The sequence below is a fragment of the uncultured Roseobacter sp. genome (genome assembly GCF_947496515.1).
Lineage (GTDB): Bacteria > Pseudomonadota > Alphaproteobacteria > Rhodobacterales > Rhodobacteraceae > Roseobacter.
In genome coordinates, this window is the sequence record NZ_CANMDB010000001.1 from 617,762 (window position 1) to 639,749 (window position 21,988).

General features: G+C 63.9%; 21 protein-coding genes. 10 read left to right on the top strand and 11 right to left on the bottom strand.

The window, feature by feature from the left end; all coding sequences use genetic code 11:
* Position 1 precedes the first annotated feature (1 nt).
* Both glmS and Q1A53_RS03060 read left to right on the top strand, forming a co-directional pair.
* A complete protein-coding gene (gene glmS / locus Q1A53_RS03055) occupies positions 2-1,822 on the top strand; it encodes a glutamine--fructose-6-phosphate transaminase (isomerizing) (RefSeq protein ID WP_299962791.1) in 1,821 nt (606 codons plus the stop codon).
* A 3-nt stretch (positions 1,823-1,825) separates the two neighbouring features.
* Positions 1,826-2,383, top strand: coding sequence for a pyridoxamine 5'-phosphate oxidase family protein (locus Q1A53_RS03060; protein WP_299962793.1), 558 nt, complete (start codon positions 1,826-1,828; stop codon positions 2,381-2,383).
* 55 nt (positions 2,384-2,438) lie between these two features.
* Here Q1A53_RS03060 and Q1A53_RS03065 read toward each other — a convergent pair whose 3' ends face one another.
* A complete protein-coding gene (locus Q1A53_RS03065; protein ID WP_299962795.1) occupies positions 2,439-2,912 on the bottom strand; it encodes a hypothetical protein in 474 nt (157 codons plus the stop codon).
* Between the two features lie 85 nt (positions 2,913-2,997).
* On the opposite strand from Q1A53_RS03065, the gene moaA reads away from it, so the two are divergent.
* The 3 genes from moaA to Q1A53_RS03080 are packed head-to-tail and all read left to right on the top strand — an operon-like array spanning position 2,998 to position 6,367.
* Complete coding sequence (gene moaA, locus Q1A53_RS03070; protein WP_299962797.1) at positions 2,998-4,005, top strand: GTP 3',8-cyclase MoaA; 1,008 nt, start codon at positions 2,998-3,000, stop codon at positions 4,003-4,005.
* Positions 4,006-4,013: 8 nt separating this feature from the next.
* Positions 4,014-5,312, top strand: coding sequence for a 3-deoxy-D-manno-octulosonic acid transferase (locus Q1A53_RS03075; protein ID WP_299962799.1), 1,299 nt, complete (start codon positions 4,014-4,016; stop codon positions 5,310-5,312).
* On the top strand, positions 5,309-6,367 hold the full coding sequence (locus Q1A53_RS03080) for a glycosyltransferase family 4 protein (protein WP_299962801.1): 1,059 nt from the start codon (positions 5,309-5,311) through the stop codon (positions 6,365-6,367). Before Q1A53_RS03075 ends, Q1A53_RS03080 begins: the two co-directional genes overlap by 4 nt.
* Before the next feature lie 17 nt (positions 6,368-6,384).
* Here the strand turns inward: Q1A53_RS03080 and Q1A53_RS03085 are convergent, their stop codons facing one another.
* From Q1A53_RS03085 to Q1A53_RS03095, 3 genes are all read right to left on the bottom strand, one after another.
* A complete protein-coding gene (locus Q1A53_RS03085; protein WP_299962803.1) occupies positions 6,385-7,551 on the bottom strand; it encodes a M20 aminoacylase family protein in 1,167 nt (388 codons plus the stop codon).
* A 150-nt stretch (positions 7,552-7,701) separates the two neighbouring features.
* Positions 7,702-8,874, bottom strand: a complete 1,173-nt coding sequence (argE, locus tag Q1A53_RS03090; RefSeq protein ID WP_299962805.1) for an acetylornithine deacetylase — start codon at positions 8,872-8,874, stop codon at positions 7,702-7,704.
* A complete protein-coding gene (locus Q1A53_RS03095) occupies positions 8,867-10,804 on the bottom strand; it encodes an ABC transporter ATP-binding protein (protein ID WP_299963070.1) in 1,938 nt (645 codons plus the stop codon). Before Q1A53_RS03095 ends, argE begins: the two co-directional genes overlap by 8 nt.
* A gap of 276 nt (positions 10,805-11,080) precedes the next feature.
* Between Q1A53_RS03095 and Q1A53_RS03100 the strand changes: the two genes are divergently transcribed.
* The 3 genes from Q1A53_RS03100 (at position 11,081) to Q1A53_RS03110 (ending at position 14,920) form a co-directional block, all read left to right on the top strand.
* Positions 11,081-12,808, top strand: a complete 1,728-nt coding sequence (locus tag Q1A53_RS03100; protein WP_299962806.1) for a peptide ABC transporter substrate-binding protein — start codon at positions 11,081-11,083, stop codon at positions 12,806-12,808.
* A gap of 122 nt (positions 12,809-12,930) precedes the next feature.
* A complete protein-coding gene (locus tag Q1A53_RS03105) occupies positions 12,931-13,938 on the top strand; it encodes an ABC transporter permease (protein ID WP_299962808.1) in 1,008 nt (335 codons plus the stop codon).
* On the top strand, positions 13,931-14,920 hold the full coding sequence (locus tag Q1A53_RS03110; RefSeq protein WP_299962810.1) for an ABC transporter permease: 990 nt from the start codon (positions 13,931-13,933) through the stop codon (positions 14,918-14,920). Before Q1A53_RS03105 ends, Q1A53_RS03110 begins: the two co-directional genes overlap by 8 nt.
* A 21-nt stretch (positions 14,921-14,941) precedes the next feature.
* On the opposite strand, the gene Q1A53_RS03115 is transcribed toward Q1A53_RS03110, so the two are convergent.
* Positions 14,942-15,205: a DUF2312 domain-containing protein gene (locus Q1A53_RS03115; protein WP_299962812.1), complete on the bottom strand. Its 264-nt coding sequence runs from the start codon at positions 15,203-15,205 to the stop codon at positions 14,942-14,944.
* Positions 15,206-15,331: 126 nt separating this feature from the next.
* Here Q1A53_RS03115 and Q1A53_RS03120 point away from each other — a divergent pair, with 126 nt between their 5' ends.
* Together Q1A53_RS03120 and Q1A53_RS03125 are read left to right on the top strand one after the other, a co-directional pair.
* Positions 15,332-15,571: a hypothetical protein gene (locus tag Q1A53_RS03120; RefSeq protein ID WP_299962814.1), complete on the top strand. Its 240-nt coding sequence runs from the start codon at positions 15,332-15,334 to the stop codon at positions 15,569-15,571.
* A gap of 309 nt (positions 15,572-15,880) precedes the next feature.
* Positions 15,881-16,312, top strand: a complete 432-nt coding sequence (locus tag Q1A53_RS03125) for a TIGR01244 family sulfur transferase (RefSeq protein ID WP_299962816.1) — start codon at positions 15,881-15,883, stop codon at positions 16,310-16,312.
* A gap of 194 nt (positions 16,313-16,506) precedes the next feature.
* On the opposite strand, the gene Q1A53_RS03130 is transcribed toward Q1A53_RS03125, so the two are convergent.
* The 6 genes from Q1A53_RS03130 to hflK form a co-directional block, all read right to left on the bottom strand.
* The gene (locus Q1A53_RS03130) at positions 16,507-17,256 is read right to left on the bottom strand and encodes a VCBS repeat-containing protein (RefSeq protein WP_299962818.1); all 750 of its coding nucleotides are present in this window, start codon (positions 17,254-17,256) and stop codon (positions 16,507-16,509) included.
* Entirely contained in the window at positions 17,256-17,579 is a 324-nt protein-coding gene (locus Q1A53_RS03135) for a 2Fe-2S iron-sulfur cluster-binding protein (protein WP_299962820.1), read from the bottom strand. Before Q1A53_RS03135 ends, Q1A53_RS03130 begins: the two co-directional genes overlap by 1 nt.
* A 181-nt stretch (positions 17,580-17,760) precedes the next feature.
* Positions 17,761-19,236, bottom strand: coding sequence for a Do family serine endopeptidase (locus Q1A53_RS03140; RefSeq protein ID WP_299962822.1), 1,476 nt, complete (start codon positions 19,234-19,236; stop codon positions 17,761-17,763).
* A gap of 484 nt (positions 19,237-19,720) precedes the next feature.
* Positions 19,721-19,918 carry a DUF2065 domain-containing protein gene (locus tag Q1A53_RS03145; RefSeq protein WP_299962824.1) on the bottom strand — a complete coding sequence of 66 codons (198 nt, stop codon included), beginning with the start codon at positions 19,916-19,918 and terminating at the stop codon, positions 19,721-19,723.
* Positions 19,915-20,814 (bottom strand): protease modulator HflC, encoded by a 900-nt coding sequence (locus Q1A53_RS03150; RefSeq protein WP_299962826.1) that lies wholly within the window; start codon positions 20,812-20,814, stop codon positions 19,915-19,917. The genes Q1A53_RS03145 and Q1A53_RS03150 overlap by 4 nt, the downstream gene beginning before the upstream one ends.
* Positions 20,814-21,974 carry an FtsH protease activity modulator HflK gene (gene hflK / locus Q1A53_RS03155; protein WP_299962828.1) on the bottom strand — a complete coding sequence of 387 codons (1,161 nt, stop codon included), beginning with the start codon at positions 21,972-21,974 and terminating at the stop codon, positions 20,814-20,816. The genes Q1A53_RS03150 and hflK overlap by 1 nt, the downstream gene beginning before the upstream one ends.
* Positions 21,975-21,988 lie beyond the last annotated feature (14 nt).

Genomic DNA, 21,988 nt, shown 5'->3' on the forward strand with positions numbered 1-21,988 from the left:
CATGTGTGGAATTGTAGGGGTGCTGGGCCATCACGAAGTGGCCCCCATTCTCGTCGAAGCGCTCAAGCGTTTGGAATACCGCGGGTATGACAGCGCCGGGATCGCAACCGTGGCAGAGGGCACCCTCGACCGCCGCCGCGCGGTGGGCAAACTCGTCAACCTGTCAGATCTGCTGGTGCATGAGCCGCTGACCGGCAAGGCAGGCATCGGCCACACCCGTTGGGCCACCCACGGTGCGCCAAGCGTCACCAATGCGCACCCCCATCAGGCAGGCGGCGTCGCGGTGGTACACAACGGCATCATCGAGAACTTCCGCGAGCTGCGCGCCGAGCTTGCGGAGCACGGTTTCAGCTTCGTGACTCAGACCGATACCGAGACGGTGGCCCTGCTGACCGAACACCACATGCGCGCCGGCGCAGGCCCGGTGGACGCCGCGCGCCAGACGCTCGAAAGGCTCCAGGGGGCCTTTGCGCTGGCCTTCCTCTTTAACGGAGAGAATGATCTGATCGTCGCAGCGCGCAAGGGCTCTCCCCTCGCGATCGGTCACGGGGATGGGGAGATGTTCGTGGGCTCCGACGCAATCGCCTTGGCGCCCCTGACCGACCGGATCAGCTATCTCGAAGAAGGCGATTGTGCGGTCGTCACCCGCGCAGGCGTGGAGATCCGCGATGCCAACGGCACGCTCGCCAACCGCGCCATCAAGACCGTCAATCTGGGCGACACCCGGATCGACAAGGCCGGGCACAAGCATTTCATGGCCAAGGAAATCGCCGAGCAGCCCACCGTGATTGGTCAGGCCATCGGCAATTATCTTGATCACGACGGCAACATCATCCTGCCCGACCCGGGGGTGGATTTCAGCAAGATCGACCGGCTGACCATGGTCGCCTGCGGAACCGCCTACTACGCCTGCCTGACGGCGAAATACTGGTTCGAGCAGATCGCCCGCCTGCCGGTGGAGGTTGATGTCGCCTCCGAGTTCCGCTACCGCGAGCCGCCCGTCACCCCCGGCACCACGGCGCTTTTTGTCAGCCAGTCGGGCGAGACCGCCGATACTCTCGCCGCACTTCGATACTGCGAGGGCAAGACCGACCGCATCCTGTCACTGGTCAACGTCCCCGAAAGCTCCATCGCGCGGGAGAGCGATCTGGCCCTGCCCATCCATGCGGGCGTCGAGGTCGGCGTGGCCTCCACCAAGGCGTTCAGTTGCCAGCTCACCGTGCTTTTTCTGCTGGCGCTCAAGGCCGCGCATGACCGGGGCGAGATGGGTGCCGAGGCGCTGGCCGATCACATCTCGGCCCTGCGCGGCATCCCCAGTGTGATCGCCACGGCGCTGGAGGCCAATGGCGCCATGCAGGCAGCGGCGCTGAAACTGGCCGAGGCGCGCGACGTGCTCTTCATGGGGCGCGGGCTGATGTATCCTCTGGCGCTCGAAGGCGCGCTGAAACTGAAGGAAATCAGCTATATACACGCCGAAGCTTACGCAAGCGGCGAATTGAAACACGGGCCCATCGCGCTCGTCGATCAATACGTGCCGGTCGTGGTGATGGCACCGCGCGATACGCTTTTCGACAAGACGGTCAGTAACATGCAGGAGGTGATGGCGCGCAAGGGTCCGGTCATCCTGATTTCCGACCGGCAAGGGTTAGCGGAGGCGGGCAGCGGAGCCGAGGCCATGATCGAGCTGCCGCATGTGCCGGATGTGCTGACACCCATCCTCTACGCCATTCCCGCGCAGCTGCTGGCCTATCACACCGCCGTGGCCAAGGGGACGGACGTAGACCAGCCCCGCAACCTCGCAAAATCCGTCACGGTGGAGTAACCCATGGCCACACAATTCGACCACATCAGCGATGTTCTGACCAAGTTCATCCACGCGCAGCACATCTTTTTCGTGGGCACGGCGGCGCCCGAGGGGCGGGTCAATGTCTCCCCCAAGGGGATGGACAGCTTGCGGGTGCTCGGGCCCAACCGCATCGTCTGGCGCAACCTCACAGGCTCCGGCAATGAAACGGCGGGACATCTCGCAGCACTCAACCGCATGACGCTGATGTGGTGCGGGTTCGAGGCAAAACCGATGATCCTGCGCACCTACGGCACGGCCAGAACGCTGCACCCCCGCGATGGCGATTTCGCGGCGCTGAACGCGCTCTTCCCCGCCTCTCCCGGGGCGCGTCAGATCTACGATGTGGCGGTGGAAATGGTGCAGACCAGCTGCGGCTATGCGGTGCCCTTCATGGAGTATGCGGGCAAGCGCGACGTGCTGGAAACCTGGGCGGAGAACAAAGGGGCCGAGGGCGTTGCCGACTACTGGAAGACCCGCAACCAGCAGACAATCGACGGCGCGCCCACCCATATCCTCGGCACGTCCGAGGACGCCTGAACGCATCGGGATCGCAGATCGCGGACCCGCTAGCACGCGCGTAAAAGGCATCGGCCTATCCGGTCACCTCAAGGGTCACCAGATCCGCCAGATTGACCTCCAGCGCCCGCATCGCCGAGAGCGAAATACGGCTGCCCGCTGTGGCGGGCCCGTTGATCGGAATGAGCCGGACAGCGACTTTGGCCCCGGTTTTGGGGTCGCGCAATTGACCGTCGCGCGCTGTGCTGACAAGCGGTGTCTTGAGCCAAAAACCAGGCTCTGCCACATCGCCCAGGGACGCCACGGTGCTGCCCAACCGGCCACCCGCCCCGGTGGACACCTGTTGCGCCCTGGCCCGCTCCGCCACCGATGCCTGATCGAGCGTCTCCGGCGTGACCGAAGAGCTTGTCGGCACCCCTTGTGATCCATTGGCCTGAGCGGGTTGCGCGCGTTTCAGCACACGGTCGATGCCTGCGTCAATTTCAGCGCAGCCTGCGACCATCATAACGGCACACAGGCAGATCAGGGCAAACGGTCGGGCCAATATCATACCTTGGTCTAAACCACAGCCTCCGCGGTGCATCAATGCCGTTAACCCCTTGCTGCGGCATGCGCGGACCTTTACGCATAGGGATATGAACGCTCCTTTGATCGACCCTTTTGCCCGTGCCATCACGTATCTGCGCGTATCCGTCACCGATCGGTGCGATTTCCGCTGCGTGTACTGCATGTCGGAGAACATGACATTCCTGCCGAAAAAGGAATTGCTGACGCTGGAAGAGCTCGACCGGCTCTGCAGCAGCTTCGTTGATCTGGGCGTGCGCAAACTGCGCATCACCGGCGGCGAGCCGCTGGTGCGCAAGGGCATCATGACCTTTTTCGAGGCGATGTCGCGCCATTTGGATGCCGGTACCCTGAAGGAGCTGACGCTAACCACCAACGGCAGCCAGTTGGAACGCTTTGCCAAGCCGCTCTTTGATGCCGGTGTGCGGCGGGTCAACGTCTCTCTCGATACGCTGGACGAAGGCAAATTCGCCGATGTGACCCGCTGGGGCCGTCTGCCACAGGTGCTGCGCGGGATCGACGCGGCTCAGGCTGCGGGGCTGCGGGTCAAGCTGAACGCAGTGGCGCTCAAGGGCTTCAACGAGGACGAGTTGCCGACGATCACCGAATGGTGTGCCGAACGCGACATGGATCTGACGTGGATCGAGGTCATGCCCATGGGCGATCTCGGCAATGAGGACCGTCTGGACCAGTATTGGTCCCTGAAGGATGTGCGGGCGCGCTATGCCGAGCACTACACCGTCAGCGATCTGGCGGAGCGTACGGGCGGACCCGCGCGCTACGTGCGGCTGGAGGAGACGGGGCAAAAGATCGGGTTCATCACCCCGCTCAGCCATAACTTCTGCGAAAGCTGCAACAGGGTTCGGATCACCTGCACCGGCGAGATTTTCATGTGCCTCGGTCAGGAAGACGCCGCAGACCTGCGCGCGCCGTTGCGCGCCCACCCGACGGACGACGCGCCCTTGCAGGAAGCCATCCGCGCCGCCATCGCGCGCAAGCCCAAAGGGCATGATTTCGACTACTCGCGCCAGCGCGCGGACGGTCAGATGCCGCGTCACATGAGCCATACGGGCGGCTGACAGGTCCCGTGCGCGCACCGCCACTATTTCACGTCTACGTGGCGGCAACTGTCTTGCTCGCCCCCTTTGTGGCGTGGTTCGAGATCCGCAAGCTGCGCAGGCAGGGTATCACGACACTGCGGGCGCACGAAAAGATGGGCCACGCCAGTGTGGTTCGGCGCGGCGGCGGCCAGATGGTCTGGTTTCACGCCGCCTCCGTCGGGGAGAGCCTGTCCGTGCTGGCGCTGATCGCCCGCATGGGGGAGATCCTGCCGCGCGCGCAATTCCTGATTACCTCCGGCACGCCGACCTCGGCCCGGTTGCTCGCGGAAAGGCTCCCACCCCGCACGGTTCATCAATTCGCGCCGATTGATGCGGCAGGCCCGCTCAGCCGGTTTCTGGCCCACTGGCGACCCGATGCGGCGGTGTTTGTGGAAAGCGAGCTGTGGCCACGCATGCTGCGCATGACCCGCGCAACAGGCGCGCCCATGGCGCTGGTGAACGCCCGGCTCAGCGCGCGCTCCCGGGCGGCCTGGCAGCGGCGGCCCCGCTTCGCGGCCTATATCCTCGACGTGTTCGATCTGATCCTGACCCAGAACGACGCCATGGCGCAGGCGATGGTCGATATGCACGCGCCCGCGGACAAGGTCGCGCGCGGGATCAACCTCAAGTCGCTTTCTGCACCGCTGCCCTCCGATTCGGCGATCCTTGCCAAGACGCGGGCGGCGCTCAAAGGACGGCCCGTCTGGGTGGCGGCCTCGACCCATCCGGGCGAGGAGGAAACCGTGCTCGCCACGCACAAGGCACTGCGGCAGAGCTGGCCGGACCTCGCGCTGATCTTGGTGCCGCGCCACCCGCATCGCGGGCCGGATGTGGCGGCATTGGTCGAGGCTGCGGGGCTGAGCTGTGCGGTCAGATCGCAAGGCACCGTTCCGCGGAACGCCGAAGCGGTCTACCTCGCCGACACGTTGGGAGAGCTGGGAAACTGGTACGCCCTGACCGAGATCGTCTTTCTTGGTGGATCGCTGAAACCCATCGGCGGGCACAACCCCTTTGAGGTGGTGCAGGCCGGGGCCACGGTCCTGTCGGGCCCGCATGTGAGTAGTTTTGCCGAGACCTACGACGATATGACGGAGGCAGGCGCGGCGCGCATCGTCGCGGATGGCACCGACCTGACGGCCGCACTGCGCCATCTGCTCGACGATGACGCAGCGCGTGCAACCGCGCTGGCGGCGGGATCGGGCATTCTGCGCGACAAATCCGACCTGCTCACCGGGATCGCGACCCGCCTCATTCGCATGCTGAAGCTGGAGGAAAGCGCAGGATGACTGCCCCTGCCCTGCGCGAGATCGAGGTGATCGCGCCCAATTTCAAACGCCGCCATTCCGGCGTCACCTCGACGGTGATCCGGCTCGTTCCGCTGCAGGCGCGCGATATTGCGATCACCGCCTGCGCACCGGATCTGCCGCCGGAGGTGCCGAATGTCCCGCCGTCCCGGTTGCTGAGGATGTCCCGCAACGGGCCCAAGGGTCCTCGCGTCTGGCACGCCCGCCGCAATGTGGAGATGATCGCCGGTCTGGCGCTCCGAGCGCTGGCGGGCAAACGGTTACGGCTGCTGTTCACCTCGGCGGCGCAGCGGCGGCACAGCGGATTGACCCGTTGGCTCATCCGGCAGATGGATGCTGTCATTGCAACATCGTCAAAATCCGCAAGCTATCTGGAGCGGGGCGCCACGGTCATCCGCCACGGGATTGACTGCGGTCTCTTTGCGCCGGTCCCCGACCGCGCTTCCCTGCGCGCAGAGCTGGAGTTGCCGCGCGACGGGCCCCTCATCGGCTGTTTCGGGCGGATCAGGCCCCAGAAAGGCAACGACCTCTTTGTCGAGGCCATGATCGCGGTTATGGCGGACCATCCGACCGCCAAAGCGCTGATGATGGGCCGCGCAACCGGCGAGCATGCGGCGTTTCTGCAGGGCCTGAAGGACCGGGTGGAGGCCGCAGGCCTCTCCGATCGTATCCTTTTCCGCGACGAGGTGCCCATCGCGGATGTACCACGGCATTTTCAGGCGCTGGATCTATACGTCGCCCCCCAACGCTGGGAAGGCTTCGGGCTGACACCGCTGGAGGCGATGGCCTGCGGAGCACCGGTCGTGGCCACCAAGGTCGGCGCGTTCGAGGAGCTGATCGTGGCGGGTGACACGGGCCATCTGGTCGAGATCGAAGACACCGCAACCATCACGGCGCGTGTCTCGGACCTTTTGGCGGATCCCGCGCGTCTGAATGAAATGGCCCTGCTGTCGCGGCAGAACGTCCTCGACAACTTCCGCATAGAGCAGGAAGCCGCGGCGATCATCGCCATCTACCGGCAGCTTCAGGCGGGCTGACGACACAGCCCGCGCGATCAGCTCGCTACAGGCAGCCGCTGCTCCACAATCTCCGCCCACCAGCTGCAGCCAGCGGGGATTGCCTCGTCATTGAAATTGTATTCCGGGTGGTGCACCGCCGCGCCCTCGCCGTTACCGATGAGGATATAGGCGCCGGGCCGTTCTTCGAGCATAAAGGCGAAGTCCTCGCCGCCCATGACCAGCGGAGCTTCTTCACAATCACCCGCAACGCGGGTCGCAACCTCAGCCGCGAAATCCGTCTGCTCGGGGTGGTTGACCATCACCGGGTAGTTGCGCACGTAGTCAACCTTGGCGGTGGCGCCGAAACTGCCCGCGATCCCTTCGGCCAATGCGCCAAGCCGGGTCTCCGCCAAATCACGCACTTCGGGCGACATGGTGCGCACGGTCCCTTTCAGCGTCACCCGCTGCGGGATCACGTTGAATGCTTTGGAGGAGGTTTCAAAGGAGGTGACGGATACCACGATCTGATCAATCGGGTCGGCGTTGCGGCTGGCGATGGTCTGCAGGGCGATCACCACATGGCTGGCCACCACGGTCGTGTCGATGGTCTCCTGCGGTTTGGCGGCGTGGCCGCCCAGCCCCTCCAGCTCGATATCAAAGATGTCGGTGGCGGCAAAGAACGCACCCGGGCGGATCGCGAAACTGCCCAGAGGGCGCCCCGGCCAGTTGTGCATGCCGTAGACCTCCTGGATGCCAAAGCGCGCCATCATGTCGTCCTCGCACATCTCGCGCCCGCCGCCGCCGCCTTCTTCGGCGGGCTGAAAGATCACCGCGACGGTACCGTCGAAATTCCGTGTCTCCGCAAGATACTTCGCCGCGCCCAGCAGCATGGCGGTGTGCCCATCGTGACCGCAAGCGTGCATCGCGCCGGGGGTCTTGGAGGCATAGGCGACGCCGGTTTGTTCATGGATGGGCAGCGCGTCCATATCCGCGCGCAGCCCGATCACCTTCCCGCCCGTGTCGGAGCGCCCCTTGATGAGACCCACCACGCCGGTGCGCCCGATGCCCGTCACTACCTCGTCACAGCCGAAGTCCGTCAGCTTTTCGGCCACGATGGCAGAGGTGCGATGCGTGTCAAAGAGCAGCTCCGGGTGTTCGTGCAGATCCCTGCGCCAAGCGGTGATCTCGTCGTGCAATTCGGCAAAGCGGTTCTTGACGGGCATGGGTCTCTCCTGAGTATTCGGCGGGCGATGACCGCGCGCGGCAACAGCACCTGCGCGACGCGTACCGGTGATGTTAACGCAGGTCGGCGCGGCTTCAAGCTGATCCTGACCATGCGTATGAAACATCTCGGCGGATCCTGGCCGCAGTCCTTACACCGCTCCCTCCCGAAGACGCTCTACCAGCCGTGTCATGAAGGCCTGCCCTGCCTCGAATTCGGAGATAGCGATGAACTCATTTGGCTGGTGGGCCTGCGCGATGTCGCCCGGCCCGCAAATGACGGCGGAATATCCGGCGGCCTGGAATTGCCCCGCCTCCGTTCCGAAGCTGACCACGTGAGAGCCGTTATCGCCGGTCAGCTGCCGGACCAAAGCCTCGGCGCCTCCCGCCTGCTCAGGTGTCAGCGGCGGCACCGCGAAGCGCGGCGAGATGTCGATGGTGGTCTCGGGCACGATGCGCTGCATCTCCGCTTCGACGTCGGCCACCCGCTGGCGGTAGCGCGCCTCCCAGGTGGCGATCTCCTCGCCGGGCACCACGCGGAAGTCCATGGCAAACCGGCAATCCCGCGCGGTGATGTTGTGGGCGGTCCCCCCCTCGATCATGCCCACATGCAGCGTGGTGAAAGGCGGATCGAACATCGCGGCGAGCGTACCGGGCGGGTTCGCCTGATTGGCGGCGTTCTGCTGGTTGGCCCAGTCAATCAGCTTGGCGCCGTACATGACGGCATTGACGCCCCGGTGCATCAGCGAGCTGTGGATCTCGAAGCCGCGCACATGGGTGTCGAGCCCGCCTGCCCCCTTGTGCCCGGTCACGGCGCGCATCTGCGACGGTTCACCCACGATGACGGCACTGCCCTTGGGCAGCACATTCTGCATCGCGGCGATCATCGGCGGCGCGCCGCGGCAGCCGATCTCTTCGTCAAAGCTCAGCGCCAGCTGCAGCGGACGCGCGACACCGGCATATCGTGCCTCGACCAGCGCCCAGATCGCCAGCGCGTCGAAGCCCTTCATGTCACAGGTGCCGCGCCCGTAGTACCGCCCGTCCCGCTCCGTCACCTCGAAAGGGTCAGTCTCCCAGGGCTGACCGACAACCGGCACCACATCCGTATGGCCGGACAGGACAACCGCGCCCGTCACCTCAGGACCCACATGGGCAAAGAGCGCGGCCTTGGGTTCATCGGGCGCGGTATAGCGATGCGCGACAATCCCGTGACCGGCGAGGTACGCCTCCACCCAGTCGATCAGATCCAGATTGGTATCGCTGCTGACGGTGGGAAAGGCCACCAGCCGCCGCATGATCTCCAGCGGGCTGAGCCGTTCAGTCATAGAGCGGACGGCGGCTTGCGCCCTCCGGCGTATCTTTCCCCTCGCGGAGGCGATTTTCCACACGCTCGACCGTGTCGCTGCGCGCGTACCCGCCCCAGTCGCCTTGCAGGACGAAGTGCCCCGGGGCCACCTCATCATAGCGCGAGGGCTCCGGCGCGTAGTCCAGCCCGTGGATCGGCGACGGGATGGGTTTGAAGTTCAGATCCCGTTCATCCTTGCGCTGGCGCGGGTCGGCGATTGGCACCGCCTTCATCAGCGCCCGCGTATAGGGGTGCTGCGGGTTCTCAAAAACCTCCGCCCGCGCGCCAAGTTCCACGATGCGGCCCAGATACATCACCCCCACCTGATGGCTGACCCGCTCCACGACGGCCATGTCGTGGCTGATGAAAAGGAAGGAGATGCCCAGTTCCGCCTGCAGCTCCATCATCAGGTTCAGCACCTGCGCCTGCACCGACACATCGAGCGCCGAGACGGCCTCATCCGCGATGATCAGTTTGGGGTTCAGTGCCAGCGCGCGTGCAATGGCCACCCGCTGACGCTGCCCGCCCGACAGCTCGTGCGGAAACCGGCGCAGGTAGCTGCGCGGCAGCTCCACCCGGTCAAACAGCATCGCGACCCGGTCACCGACATCCTTGCCCTTGAGCGTGCCAAAGTTGTGAATGGGTTCCGCCACCTGATCGGACAGCTGCATCTGCGGGTTGAGCGATGCAAAGGGGTCCTGAAAGATCATCTGCATGTCGAGCCGCGCGCGCCGCAGCCCGGCCTGATCCAGCGCCATGATGTCCGTCCCGTCCAGCGTCACCCCGCCCGAGGTCGGATCGACCAGCCGCAGGATCGACCGGCCGGCGGTGGATTTGCCGCAGCCGCTCTCGCCCACGAGGCTGAGGGTGCGGCCCTTGTTGACGGTGAAGGACACATCCTCCACCGCGTGAACATTCGCGACCGTCCGGCGGAAAAACCCGCCTTTTACAGGAAAGCGCGTAGTCAGATTGCGCACGTCCAGCAAGATCTCATCGGTGCCGGGAATGGGGGCGATCTCCGCATCGGGCTTGCCCATCAGCTTCATCGGTTCGGGATAGGTCTTGCCGCGCATCTCGCCCAGCTTGGGCACGGCAGCCAGCAGCGCCTTTGTATAGGGGTGCTGGGGGCGCTCGAAGATCTCGGCCACCGGGCCTTCCTCGACCTTGTTGCCGCGGAACATCACCACCACACGGTCCGCCATCTGCGCCACCACAGCCATGTCATGGGTGATGAACATCACCGCCGTGCCCGTCTCGCGCTTCAAGCGGTCCATCAGCGCCAGAATTTCGGCCTGAATGGTCACGTCAAGCGCTGTCGTTGGCTCATCGGCAATCAGCAACCGCGGCTTGCAGGCCAGCGCCATGGCGATCACCACCCGCTGGCGCATGCCGCCCGACAGCTCATGCGGATACTGTTTCATCCGCCGCTCGGGCTCGGGAATGCGCACCTCGCGCAGCAGCTCAAGCGCGCGGGCGTCCGCCTCGGACCGGCTCAGGTTCTTGTGCAGACGCAACCCTTCGGTCAGCTGCCGACCGACGGTAAACACAGGGTTCAGCGCTGTCATCGGTTCCTGAAAGATCATCCCGATCTCATTGCCGCGGATGCGCCGCATCTGATCCGGACCGGTCTTTGCAAGGTCAATGTCCTCGCCATCGGGGCGGTCGAACATCAGCTGCCCGCCCGCGATCTGACCGCCGCCAAACTCCACCAGCCGCATCAATGACAGTGAGGACACAGACTTGCCCGAGCCGCTTTCGCCCACGACACAGACCGTCTCACCGGGGTTAATGTCAAAGGAGACATCCTCGACCCCGACGACGGGGCCGTCCTTTGTCTGGAATACGACCCGCAGGCCCTTGAGACGCGCAATCGGTCGTAGCTCTGTCGTCTCGCCCTGGTGATCCAGCATCATCCGTTCCGCTTTTGCCCATGCGAGAGGCTAGCGGTAAGCGATCTGCCGTGTCAAACAGCGATCGCCCGGCTTTGCCCGAGGTCAACCACCGACGGGCTTGCTTTTTCCACAAAAGCTGTTTCGATGTGCACGTCTGTTTCGGACGGTGAGGAACCGCAGGGGGATCAGGCTGGGATCAGCTGGCAACCCACGACCTCTTCCGACCGACAAAAACGCGCGCGGAACCCAACCGGAGCGCCAAATGGCACCAAGGTGTCCAACATGGAGTATGACATGAAAATCAAGACCTTACTGATGGGAACGATTGCGACCATCGCCTGCGCCCCCGCGTTTGCGGATGGGCATGAGGGCGAGCGGGGCCGCGATGGTCAGGTAAACATCATCTATTGGCAGGCGCCATCGACGATGAACCCGTTCCTGTCCGGCGGGACCAAAGAGATCGAAGCGGCCAGCCTCGTGCTGGAATCGCTGGCGCGGTTCGACGAGACCGGCCAGATGGTCCCGTGGCTTGCCGAAGAGATCCCGACAGTCGAAAACGGCGGCGTTTCCGAAGACCTCACCTCCATCACCTGGACGATCAAGGAAGGCGTCACATGGTCCGATGGCTCGGCGCTGACGGCAGAAGATCTGATCTTTACCCACGCCTATTGCACCCACCCCGAAGGCGGCTGTTCACAGGCGAGCTACTTTGACGGCGTGACATCGGTCGAGGCGGAAGGCGAGCGCGGTGTCAAGATCACGTTCGGTGCGCCCAAACCCTTCCCTTACACGGCCTTCGTGGGCGCTGAATCGCCCATCATCCAGAAAGCGCAATTCGCCGATTGTCTGGGTGCCCGCGCGCCGGAATGCACCGAGGCGAACTTTGGCCCCATCGGCACCGGCCCCTTCGTGGTCGAGGACTTTCGCCCCAATGACGTGATCACCTTTGTGGCCAATGACAGCTTCCGTGAGGCGGGCAAACCGGCCTTCGCCCGCGTGACCTTCAAAGGCGGTGGCGATGCGGCCGCGGCGGCGCGCTCAGTGCTCGAGACAGGCGAGTTCGACTACGCCTGGAACCTGCAGTTGGCGCCCGATGTGCTGGACCGGATGGAGGCGGTGGGCCTCGGCACCGTGGTGGCTGCCTATGGCACGTCCGTCGAACGGCTCCACCTCAACCAGACTAACCCGGACCCCGCACTCGGGCCTGACAAGCGCTCTGTCTACATGGACGGCGAGAACGCGCACCCCTTCCTGACCGATCCGGTGGTGGGCCAGGCGCTGTCGATGGCGATTGACCGCACGCTGATCGATGAGGTCGGCTACGGCGCCGGTGGCCAGCCCACCTGCAACCTGCTGCCCGCGCCCGAGCTTTACGCCTCGACCGCCAATGACGGCTGCCTGACGCAGGACATCGAAGGCGCCAAGGCGCTGCTGGAAGGGGCCGGCTGGGTTGACAGCAATGGCAACGGCACGCGCGACAAGGACGGCGTCGAACTGACGGTGCTCTACCAGACGTCGACCAACGCGGTGCGGCAGGATACGCAGGCGCTGGTCAAGGACTGGTGGAGCCAGATCGGCGTCGGTGCCGAGTTGCGCAATGTCGATGCCTCGGTCTTCTTCGGTGGCGATCCCGGCAGCCCGGACACCTTCCAGAAGTTCTACGCCGACATCGAGATGTACACCAACAACTTCGCTGGTGTGGATCCGGAGGCCTATATGGCCAACTGGCGCTGCCGCGACATCCCCGGCCCGGCAAACCAATGGCAGGGCAACAACATCCAGCGTTTCTGCCGCGAGGAATATGACGCGCTGGTTGATCAGATGGCGACCACTGCCAACCTCGAAGAGCGCGGTGAACTGGCCAAGCAGATGAACGACATGATCGTTCAAAGCTACTCGATCATCCCGCTGATCCACCGCGGCAACCCATCGGCGCATATCAACACACTGGGCGGTGTGAAGATGTCCGACTGGGACGCGGAGATCTGGAACATCAAGGACTGGTACCGCATCTCCGAATGACGCGAAGATGGGCGCGGCCGGGGCATCCCGCGCCGCGCCCGGTCGTTTCGGTGCGGCAGGCTTGCTCTGGCAGGGGGACGCACTGGACAGTGAATAAGAATGACCTTTGAAAAGGCGCGCCCATGCTGACCTACACCATCCGAAGGCTGGTTCTGGCGATCCCGACGCTGCTGTTCATCAGCATCGTCATTTTCCTTCTGCTGCAACTGGCCCCGGGCGATCCCATGGCGCAGGTACCGCTGACCGTCCCGCCGGAGGTCAAGCAGAGGATGCGGGAGGCTCTGGGACTGGGGCAGCCCATCCATGTTCAATACTGGAAATGGCTGGTGCAGTTCTTCTGGGTGGAGCCGCAGGTAGTGATCGACCACTGGTTCGGCACGGCCTTCGCCGAAGGCAAGCTGCGCGTGCTGTCCTGGCAGACCCGCTCACCTGTGATGGATATCGTGGTGCAGCGCATGCCGCAAACGCTCTGGGTTGTGGGCATGTCCTACATCGTCGGCATCCTGATCGCTCTGCCGATCGGCATCTACTCGGCCTACCGGCAGTATTCGATCTTTGACCAGGCGGGCACGTTCATCTCCATGATCGGGTTTTCCATCCCGCCGTTTTTCTCGGGCGTCGTGGTGATCGTGATCTTCTCCGTCAACCTTGGCTGGTTCCCGTCGATCTACGACACAACCCATGTGGTCACCGACTGGGACAGTTTCGTGGTCCAGCTGAACCAGATGATCATGCCGGTGATGGTGCTGGCGCTGCAGACGACCGCACAGATCAGCCGTTTCATGCGGGCCTCCATGCTCGATAACCTCAACCAGGACTACGTGCGCACTGCCCGCGCCAAGGGGCTCAAGGAAAGCGTCGTGGTGATGGTGCACGTGCTGCGCAATTCGATGATCCCGATCATCACGGTCATCGCACTCGGCGTGCCGTCGATCTTTGGCGGGGCGATCATCACCGAGACGCTCTTTAAGGTAAACGGTATCGGACAGCTGCTGCTCACGGCGCTTTTCGCCAATGACCTGCCCATGGTCATGACCCTGACCTTCATCTTTGCGGTGCTGATCGTGCTCTTTAACCTGATCGCCGACGTGCTCTATGGCCTGCTCGATCCGAGGATCCGATATGACTGACCAGACCGTAAACGCCGAAGCACAGGCCGAAGCCTACGGCGCCCTGCAGGACAAGGAGCCCCCCAAGGAGCCGCGGGCCCAGTGGAAGGACGTGTGGGATCAGTTCCGCAAGCATAAGGGCGCGCTGATCGGTGGTGGCTTTTTGCTCTTCATCACGCTCGCGGTGCTGATCGGACCGCTGGTCTGGCAGGTAGACGCCAAGGCGCTCGACATCCGTAACAAGGACATGCGCCCGCTCTATACGCTGCTCTGGGACAGCACCGCCCGGACCAGCTGGGCTAAGCCGCTGGGGTCCGACAACCTGGGGCGGGACATCCTCGCCACGCTCATTGCAGGCGGGCGGGCGTCCATGGCGGTCGGCTGGACGGCGATGATCCTGGCACTCTCCATCGGCACGGCCATCGGCGTCTGCGCGGGCTACTTCCGAAAACTTGACGGCCCCCTGATGCGGCTGACAGATCTCTTCTTGTCGCTGCCCATCCTGCCGCTGCTGCTGGTGGCGGTGACGCTCTTCCGCCAGCCACTGCGCGCGAACTTCGGGCCAGAGACTGGCATGTTCATCCTGATCGTGGGTGTCATCGGGATCACGTCATGGATGCAGACAGCACGGATCGTGCGCGGCGAAATCCTCGCCTTGAAGGAACGTGAGTTCATCCTCGCCGCGCGCTCTATCGGCACGACACCCTTCAAGATCATTCGACGCCACCTGCTGCCCAATGTCATCTCGCCCATCATGGTCTCCGCCACACTGGGGCTGGCCACGGCGATCATCACCGAAAGCGCGCTGAGTTTTCTGGGCGTGGGCTTTCCGTCGGATTTCCCGACCTGGGGCAAGCTCTTGTCCGATGCTGTACCGCGGATGGAGGAGTTCCCCGAACGCGTGATGCTGCCCGGGATCCTCATCTCGCTGACGGTCCTGTCAGTCAACTACCTCGGCGACGGTCTGCGCGACGCGCTCGATCCGCGCATTCGCGGGCGGTAACGGCGCCCCGCGGCGCGCGCTCTACTCCATCCCGAGGGCGGATTTGTACATATCCACGATGGCCGTCTGCTCGGCGATTGAATCCGGATCCTGCTTGCGTTCGCGCAGGATCACCCGGATCGCCTTGACGTCAAAGCCGCGGGATTTCATCTCCGCAAAGACCTCTTTGACCTGATCGGCGATGTCTTTCTTTTCCTCTTCCAGACGCTCGACCCGTTCGATGAACTGCCGCAGCTCCTGTCCGGTCACATTGTATTGACTATCCACCACGCTCTGGTCGCTCATCTCTGTCTCCTTGGTTGAGGAAAGGCGGCATGGCGCCGCGATCGCGCTTGCCTAGCGCCCCCGCGCGAGGGCCGCAAGCGGCTTTGCACGCTTGCGCTTCGCTGGCGGATTGGATAGCCCGCCACCATGGAAAACACCGAGACATCGATCTTTGATTTCATCATTTGGGGGGGTGCCGCGCTGTCGCTGCTGGGGCTCGTGGGCCTGGTCTGGTGCATCATCTACGTGGCGCGTGCCCGCCGTGCACACCTCAGCGACGAGGAGATGCGCGCGCGGCTCAAACGCGCGTTGCCCCTGAACCTCGGGGCGCTCTTTGTCTCCGTGATCGGGCTGATGCTCGTCATCGTGGGAATTTTCCTGAGCTGACCCGCCGCGAGGCGACTGCCGCATCTTGAGCCATTCTGTCCGGGCTTGGCCCGCAGACCGTCGTCGTTCTGCATATCGACCCTGCGACCGACCACTCCGCGTCAACAAAAGGTCTTCGGAATTCACACCGAAAGACCCTGCCGCTGATCGATCCGACGCCGCCCGGACGGGCCTGCTGAAAGACGGATCCTATGGGCACTGTCACCCTGCGTCCCGGCACGCGCGATATGGCAGAAAAACACATCACATCGACGCCAGATGCTGCAAAACGCTATTAAACTCCTGCACGAAAGCCGTTAACCTACGGGCATGGATATTCGTCAACTCACCCCCGGTTTTTTCGTCGCACCACAGATCGCACCCGAGGATATGGAGCGACTGGCAGCGCTCGGCATTTCGCTGGTGATCTGCAATCGTCCCGACGAAGAGGTGCCGCCAAGTCACCAGTGTGAGGCCATGCGAGAGGCCGCGGAGCGCGCGGGCCTCGCATTTGCCGTGCAACCGCTGACCCATCAGACGATGACCCCCCCCGTTATCGCCGCGAACCGCGCCCTGATCGACGGCACCGATGATACAGTCCTGGCCTATTGTGCATCTGGCACCCGCTCGACCGTCGCGTGGGCCCTCGGCGTCGCGGGTGATCTGGACCCGGACGCGATCATCACCGCGGCGCAGTCTGCGGGCTATGACTTGCGCAATATGAAACCGACGCTGGAAGCGATTGCCGCTCAACAATCCTGAAGGGGGTGCAGTCGCTTTCGCGCTCCTTGAAAAAATGGCGTTCGGCGCGCATCTGTCTTGGCCTAAACGCCGCGCAAACGGGCGGGATCAGCGCCTGTCCCTGGACCATATACCCGTAGAGCGGGCCTAAAACGGCAACTGTCGGTGTGAGACGGACAAGCCACCGGCCGTGCCATCAGACCAATCCGGTCAGCTCACTCGGGACACTGCAACGCCCGCGCAAAACCGGCCCGGCTGGTATCACCCCCGATTTCCGCAGAACTGAACCGCCCATCGCGGTAACGCAGCGACACGATCTGGGACCAATCCGCCCGCGCAACGATCATCTCGGGCACACCCTTGCAGACCCGCACGCCTCCGGCGATGTCACGCTCGCCGATCCGGTGGTTGGTAAAGCCGGGCAGGTCCGCCACGAGCATCAGCGCACCCGCGCGGTACCGCCATAGCCGCAAGGTCCTGGCCAGATGCGGCCGGTCGATGTAGGCCAGTTCCACCGCACCATCCCCGTCGAAATCCGCCGCACCGATAGGGGCCAGCCAGCGAAACCTTGTACCGATGAACGACGTTGTCGCCACCCGGCCCTGCGCATCATAGACGGCCAGCCGCGCGCCCCGTTCCTGATGGCTCTCAACCACGATCACCTCGGGCGCACCATCGAGATCGACATCCACCAGGCGCGGCGCGGTATCCTCGAACACCAATTCGTCGGGCAGGACTGAGAGCCGCGCCGTACCGTCGGACAATTCTAGCCGCAGTGCGCCGTGCTCCGTCGTGTCGCCCAGAACACCGTGGGCGTAGCGCTCTGTGGGTTGCTCAAACCCCGCCGCAACAATCTGAGGCCCGGCCAACAGAGACGTCGGCCAAAAGCACAGCATCAGCAGCGCGCGGCGAGCGGCACGGGCCCACAGGCGCGCCGCCTGACGCCGCGCCTTGCTCAGGTTCATCAGATCTGTTTTTCGGGCATCCGCACGACCAGACCGTCCAGCGCATCAGTGACTTTCAACTGGCATGTGAGCCGCGAGGTCGCGGGATCCGGCGCAAAGGCGAAATCCAGCATGTCCTCTTCCATGTCATCCTTGGCGGGCAGCTTTTCTGTCCAGGCCGGGTCCACATATACGTGGCAGGTCGAACACGCACAGGCGCCACCGCAGTCAGCCTCGATCCCGGGAATGTTATTGTCCCGCGCACCTTCCATGACGGTCAGGCCATTGGCGACCTCCACCACATGCTCGGTTCCGCCATGTTCGATATAGGTGATCTTGGCCACGTCTTTTCCCTTCTCGGTCCTGTTCAGCGTGTTTCTACCGAGGCCATATAAGAGGTACCAGCCCGTTTTGCGAGCCTTGCACATTTGGCCGCAGCAACCCACGGCCCGCCGCCCGCACCCGCCAGAAAAAAGAGCGCCCCCCGCGACAGGGGACGCTCCGCGCCGGGATGTCAACGCAGCGCTACTCAGAGAGCGACAGCGCCACAAATCTCGGATCGCCCGCGCGCCGCACCAGCAACAGGAGCGACTTGCGCCCCGCTTCCTTGGCAGCTTCGACACGTTCCTCCAGCTCGGATATGGTGGTGACCCGCGCTTGCCCTGCTTCAGTGACGATATCGCCAGCACGCAAGCCTTTCTCAAAGGCCTCAGATGCCTCATCGACAGCCGTGACCGCCAGCCCCTGGGTGGTCTCTCCCACGCCCAGTTCCGCGCGCAACTCATCGGTCAGCACGGTCAGCGTCAGACCCAACAGCTCGCTGGTGTCGGGCTCGTCCTCACTATCTGGTCCCGCGGCCACGGCGGGCACAGCACCTTCGGCTTCCTCTCGGCGGCCCAGCGTCACGCGCAGTGTCACAGACTGTCCCTCGCGCATCACGACGACGCGCACGGTTTCACCCACGGGGCTGTTGCCCACCTGGCGGACAAGCCCGCGCGTGTCCTCGACTTCAACACCGGCAAAACTGGTGATCACGTCACCCGCTTCCATGCCGGCCTCTGCCGCGGGGCCTTCGGGGACATCGGTCACCAGCGCACCGGAGGTTGCCTCCAGTCCCATGGATTCCGCCAGATCATCGGTCAGATCCTGGATACGCACACCCAGCCAGCCGCGGCGCGTCTCGCCAAACTCCTTCAGCTGATCGACCACCCGCGTGACCACATTGGACGCCATGGAAAAGCCGATCCCGATGGAGCCGCCGTTGGGCGACAGGATCGCGGTGTTCACGCCGATCACCTCACCATCCATGTTGAAGAGCGGCCCGCCCGAGTTGCCGCGGTTGATCGCAGCATCGGTCTGGATGTAGTCGTCGTAGGTCCCGCTAAGCGCCCGGTTACGCGCCGAAACGATCCCGGCGCTGACCGAAAACCCCTGACCCAGCGGATTGCCCATGGCCACCACCCAATCGCCCACACGCGCACCGTCACTATCGGCAAAGTTCACGAACGGCAGCGGGCCGTCCGCTTCGACCTTGAGAAGTGCGATGTCCGTGTTCGGATCGGTACCGATTACCTCTGCCTTCAGCTCGTCCCCATTGAAAAACTCGATCAGGATTTCGTCGGCCCCTTCAATCACGTGATTGTTGGTGACCACAAAACCATCTTCGGAGATCACGAAACCCGAGCCGAGCGCGGAGGAACGGCGCGGCCTGTCGCCGCCGCCCCCGTTACGGTCCTGAAACTCCCGAAAGAAGTCCTCGAAGGGGGAGCCTTCGGGCACGATCCCCTGCGGGCCAGTGCGTCCGGCGACCACCGTCGATGTGGTGATGTTGACCACGGAAGGGCTGATTTTTTCGGCGAGAGGGGCAAGGCTGCGCTGTTGCGCCTGTGCTGCAAAGGGCAGCGACAGTGCCAGCGCGAAGGCCAGAGCCACCAGCCATAAAAACCGGAAGGAATGAGGAATGAGGCTGGTCTTTGCCATAATGTCCACCTTGGGCTGCATGCGTCGTCTCCTGAATAGGCAGGTCGAAGGCCTCTTAGCCTTCGGATGCTCGATATATGGTTGAATGCTCATAGGGTGCATCTAGGGTGGTATCTATGCAACATCAAAGATGGATCAGCCATGTCCGGTTTCAAGACCACGTGATCGGCGCGTGAGCATCTACGTGGTTTTTGGCATCCCGATCTGCCACTGGACCAGCCCCGGTCCGCCGCAAAAAGCTCTCGCCCGCCCTGCTCCGGGTCGTCGCAAGTAGGGCTGTGGTCTTGGGTCACTTTTGCCGAACACCGGCTTTGACCATTGTACATCAAATCAGACCGGTCAGCGGAGACCGCGATAGGCCGCTATTCGGCCGATGCGATTGCGGAAGGCTTTCTCCTTGCAGACGGTGCCCGTAGCAACGCGAGCGAGCCCATCGACCATCCTCTCCGGGGCAGCGAGGGATATGCGAGGATTCATCCGCCTGGCCCGCAGCCCGTGGGCGCTGCTACCCCGCGCCCAGCTGAAACGCGAGCCAGACCAGCAGCAGCCCGCTGACCACCACCAGCAGCCCGATCTGCCGGACGGCATTTTCGGGCAAGGCGCGCAGCACCTCCAGCATCCTCTCGATAAGCGAAGGGGCCAGCGCATAGGCCAGCCCCTCGATAATCATCACCAGCCCAAGTGCCAGCAGTAGCGTGCTCACCGGCGTTCACCCTCCTCGGAGCGCAGCCCCTGATCGGAGCGCAGGTAGTTGAAGAACTCCGAATCCGGGGACAGCACCATGGTGGAGTTATTGCCGCGCAGCGCCCGTTCGTAAGCGGTGAGCGAGCGGTAGAATTCAAAGAATTCCGGATCGGCACCAAAGGCATCGGCAAAGATCGCGTTCCGCTCCGCATCGGCCTGACCGCGGATGATATCCGCTTCCCGGGTTGCCTCGGATGTCAGTTCCACCACCGTTCTATCCGCCAGAGCGCGCACCCTCTGGGCGGCTTCCTCACCGCGGGCGATCTCGTCTGCGGCTTCACGCTCCCGTTCCGCCCGCATCCGGGCAAAGGTCGCATCAAGGTTCTGCTCCGGCAGGTTGGTCTGCTTCAGCCGCACGTCCACAACCTCCAGCCCCAGCGGCAGCGCGCGCAGGCGCGCCTGTTCTGTGATCCGCGACATCAGACCGGCACGATCCGCCGACAGAATGGTGTTGGAAGTCACACCGTCGGAACCGAGCACCGCCCGGATTGTCGGGTTGAGGATCCCTTCCAGCCGGTCTTCGGCAGCCCGCAAACCACCGACGCCCACCGCCTGCCGGAACTGCGTCACATCGGAAATGCGGTAACGCGCAAAAGCGTCCACCACGAGCCGCCGGTCATCCGACGGCGTTACCTCGGTCACGTCCGTATCCAGCGACAGGATCCGGTCATCGTAGCGGACCACTTCCTGAATGAGCGGGATCTTGAACGCCAACCCTGGATCTTCCTTGACGGATTTGATCTGGCCGAACTGCAGCACCAGCGCCTTCTCACGCTCGTCCACGATAAAGACAGAGCTCAGCACCCCCACAACGGCGATGACCAGAATGGGGATCAGAAATTTACCAGCGCGCATCAGTTCGTCCCTCCTGCCGCGGCGGTGCCACGACGCAACTCATTCAGCGGCAGATAGGGCACTACGCCCTGACCTCCGCCGCCGCCCAGATCATTCTCCAGAATGATCTTGTCCACATCGCCAAAGACCCGCTCCATCGTCTCCAGATAGAGCCGTTTGCGCGTCACTTCCGGTGCCTTGACGTATTCCTCGAGGACCGAGACGAAGCGCGCCGCTTCACCGGTGGCCTCGTTGACCTGCTGGGCGCGGTAGGCTTCGGCCTGTTCCAGCTGGCTGGCAGCTTCACCGCGCGCACCGGCTGTCACCCGGTTTGCGTAGGCATCGGCCTGACGTTCCAGCCTGTCCCGCTCCTGCTCGGCGGCCTGCACTTCGCGGAAGCTGTCGATCACCTCGCGGGGCGGATCCGCTTTGTCGAGGTTGAGACGCACGACATTGACGCCGCTGTCATAGGCATCGAGCGTGCCCTGAATAAGCTGCTGGGCCTCATCCGCGATGACCTGCCGGTCCCGGTTCAGGATCGGGGCCAGCTCGTTGCGGGCGATGACCTCGCGCATGGCCGATTCCGACACCGCGCGGATCGTCTCCTGCGCTTCGGCCAGATTAAAGAGGAATTTCGCGGGATCGTTGATGTTCCAAACCACCTGGAAGTCGATGTCGATGATGTTCTCATCCGTGGTCAGCATCAGGCCACTGTCCACCCGCGCACCAATGTCTTCGGTCTGTTCGCGGGTCACCGGCAGCACCTCTGCCGTCACCAGAGGCCAGGGCGCAAAGTTCAGACCCGGATTGCCGGTGGCGTAGTATTCGCCGAGAAACAGCTCCACCGATTGCTCTTCGGGCGCGACCGTGTAGAAGCTCGCAAGCCCCCAGGCCACCACGCCCACGAGCGCCGCGATGCCAACGGTGCCCCGGGTGAAGGCGGGACCACCCCCGCCACCGCCGCCGCCACTCCCGGCGCCGCCGCCGCCCTTGCCGCCCATCAGGACGCGCAGACGCTCCTGGCCTTTCTTTACCAGCTCGTCGATTTCCGGGATCTGTGGACCCTCGCCACCGGGTCCGCGTGGACCCCCGCCGTTATTGCCGCGGTTCGGCCTGCGCGGCCCATCATCATCGGAGTTTCCACCGCCGCCCCCCCAGGGGCCGCCATTATTCCCAGCCATTCAGTCTCTTTCCT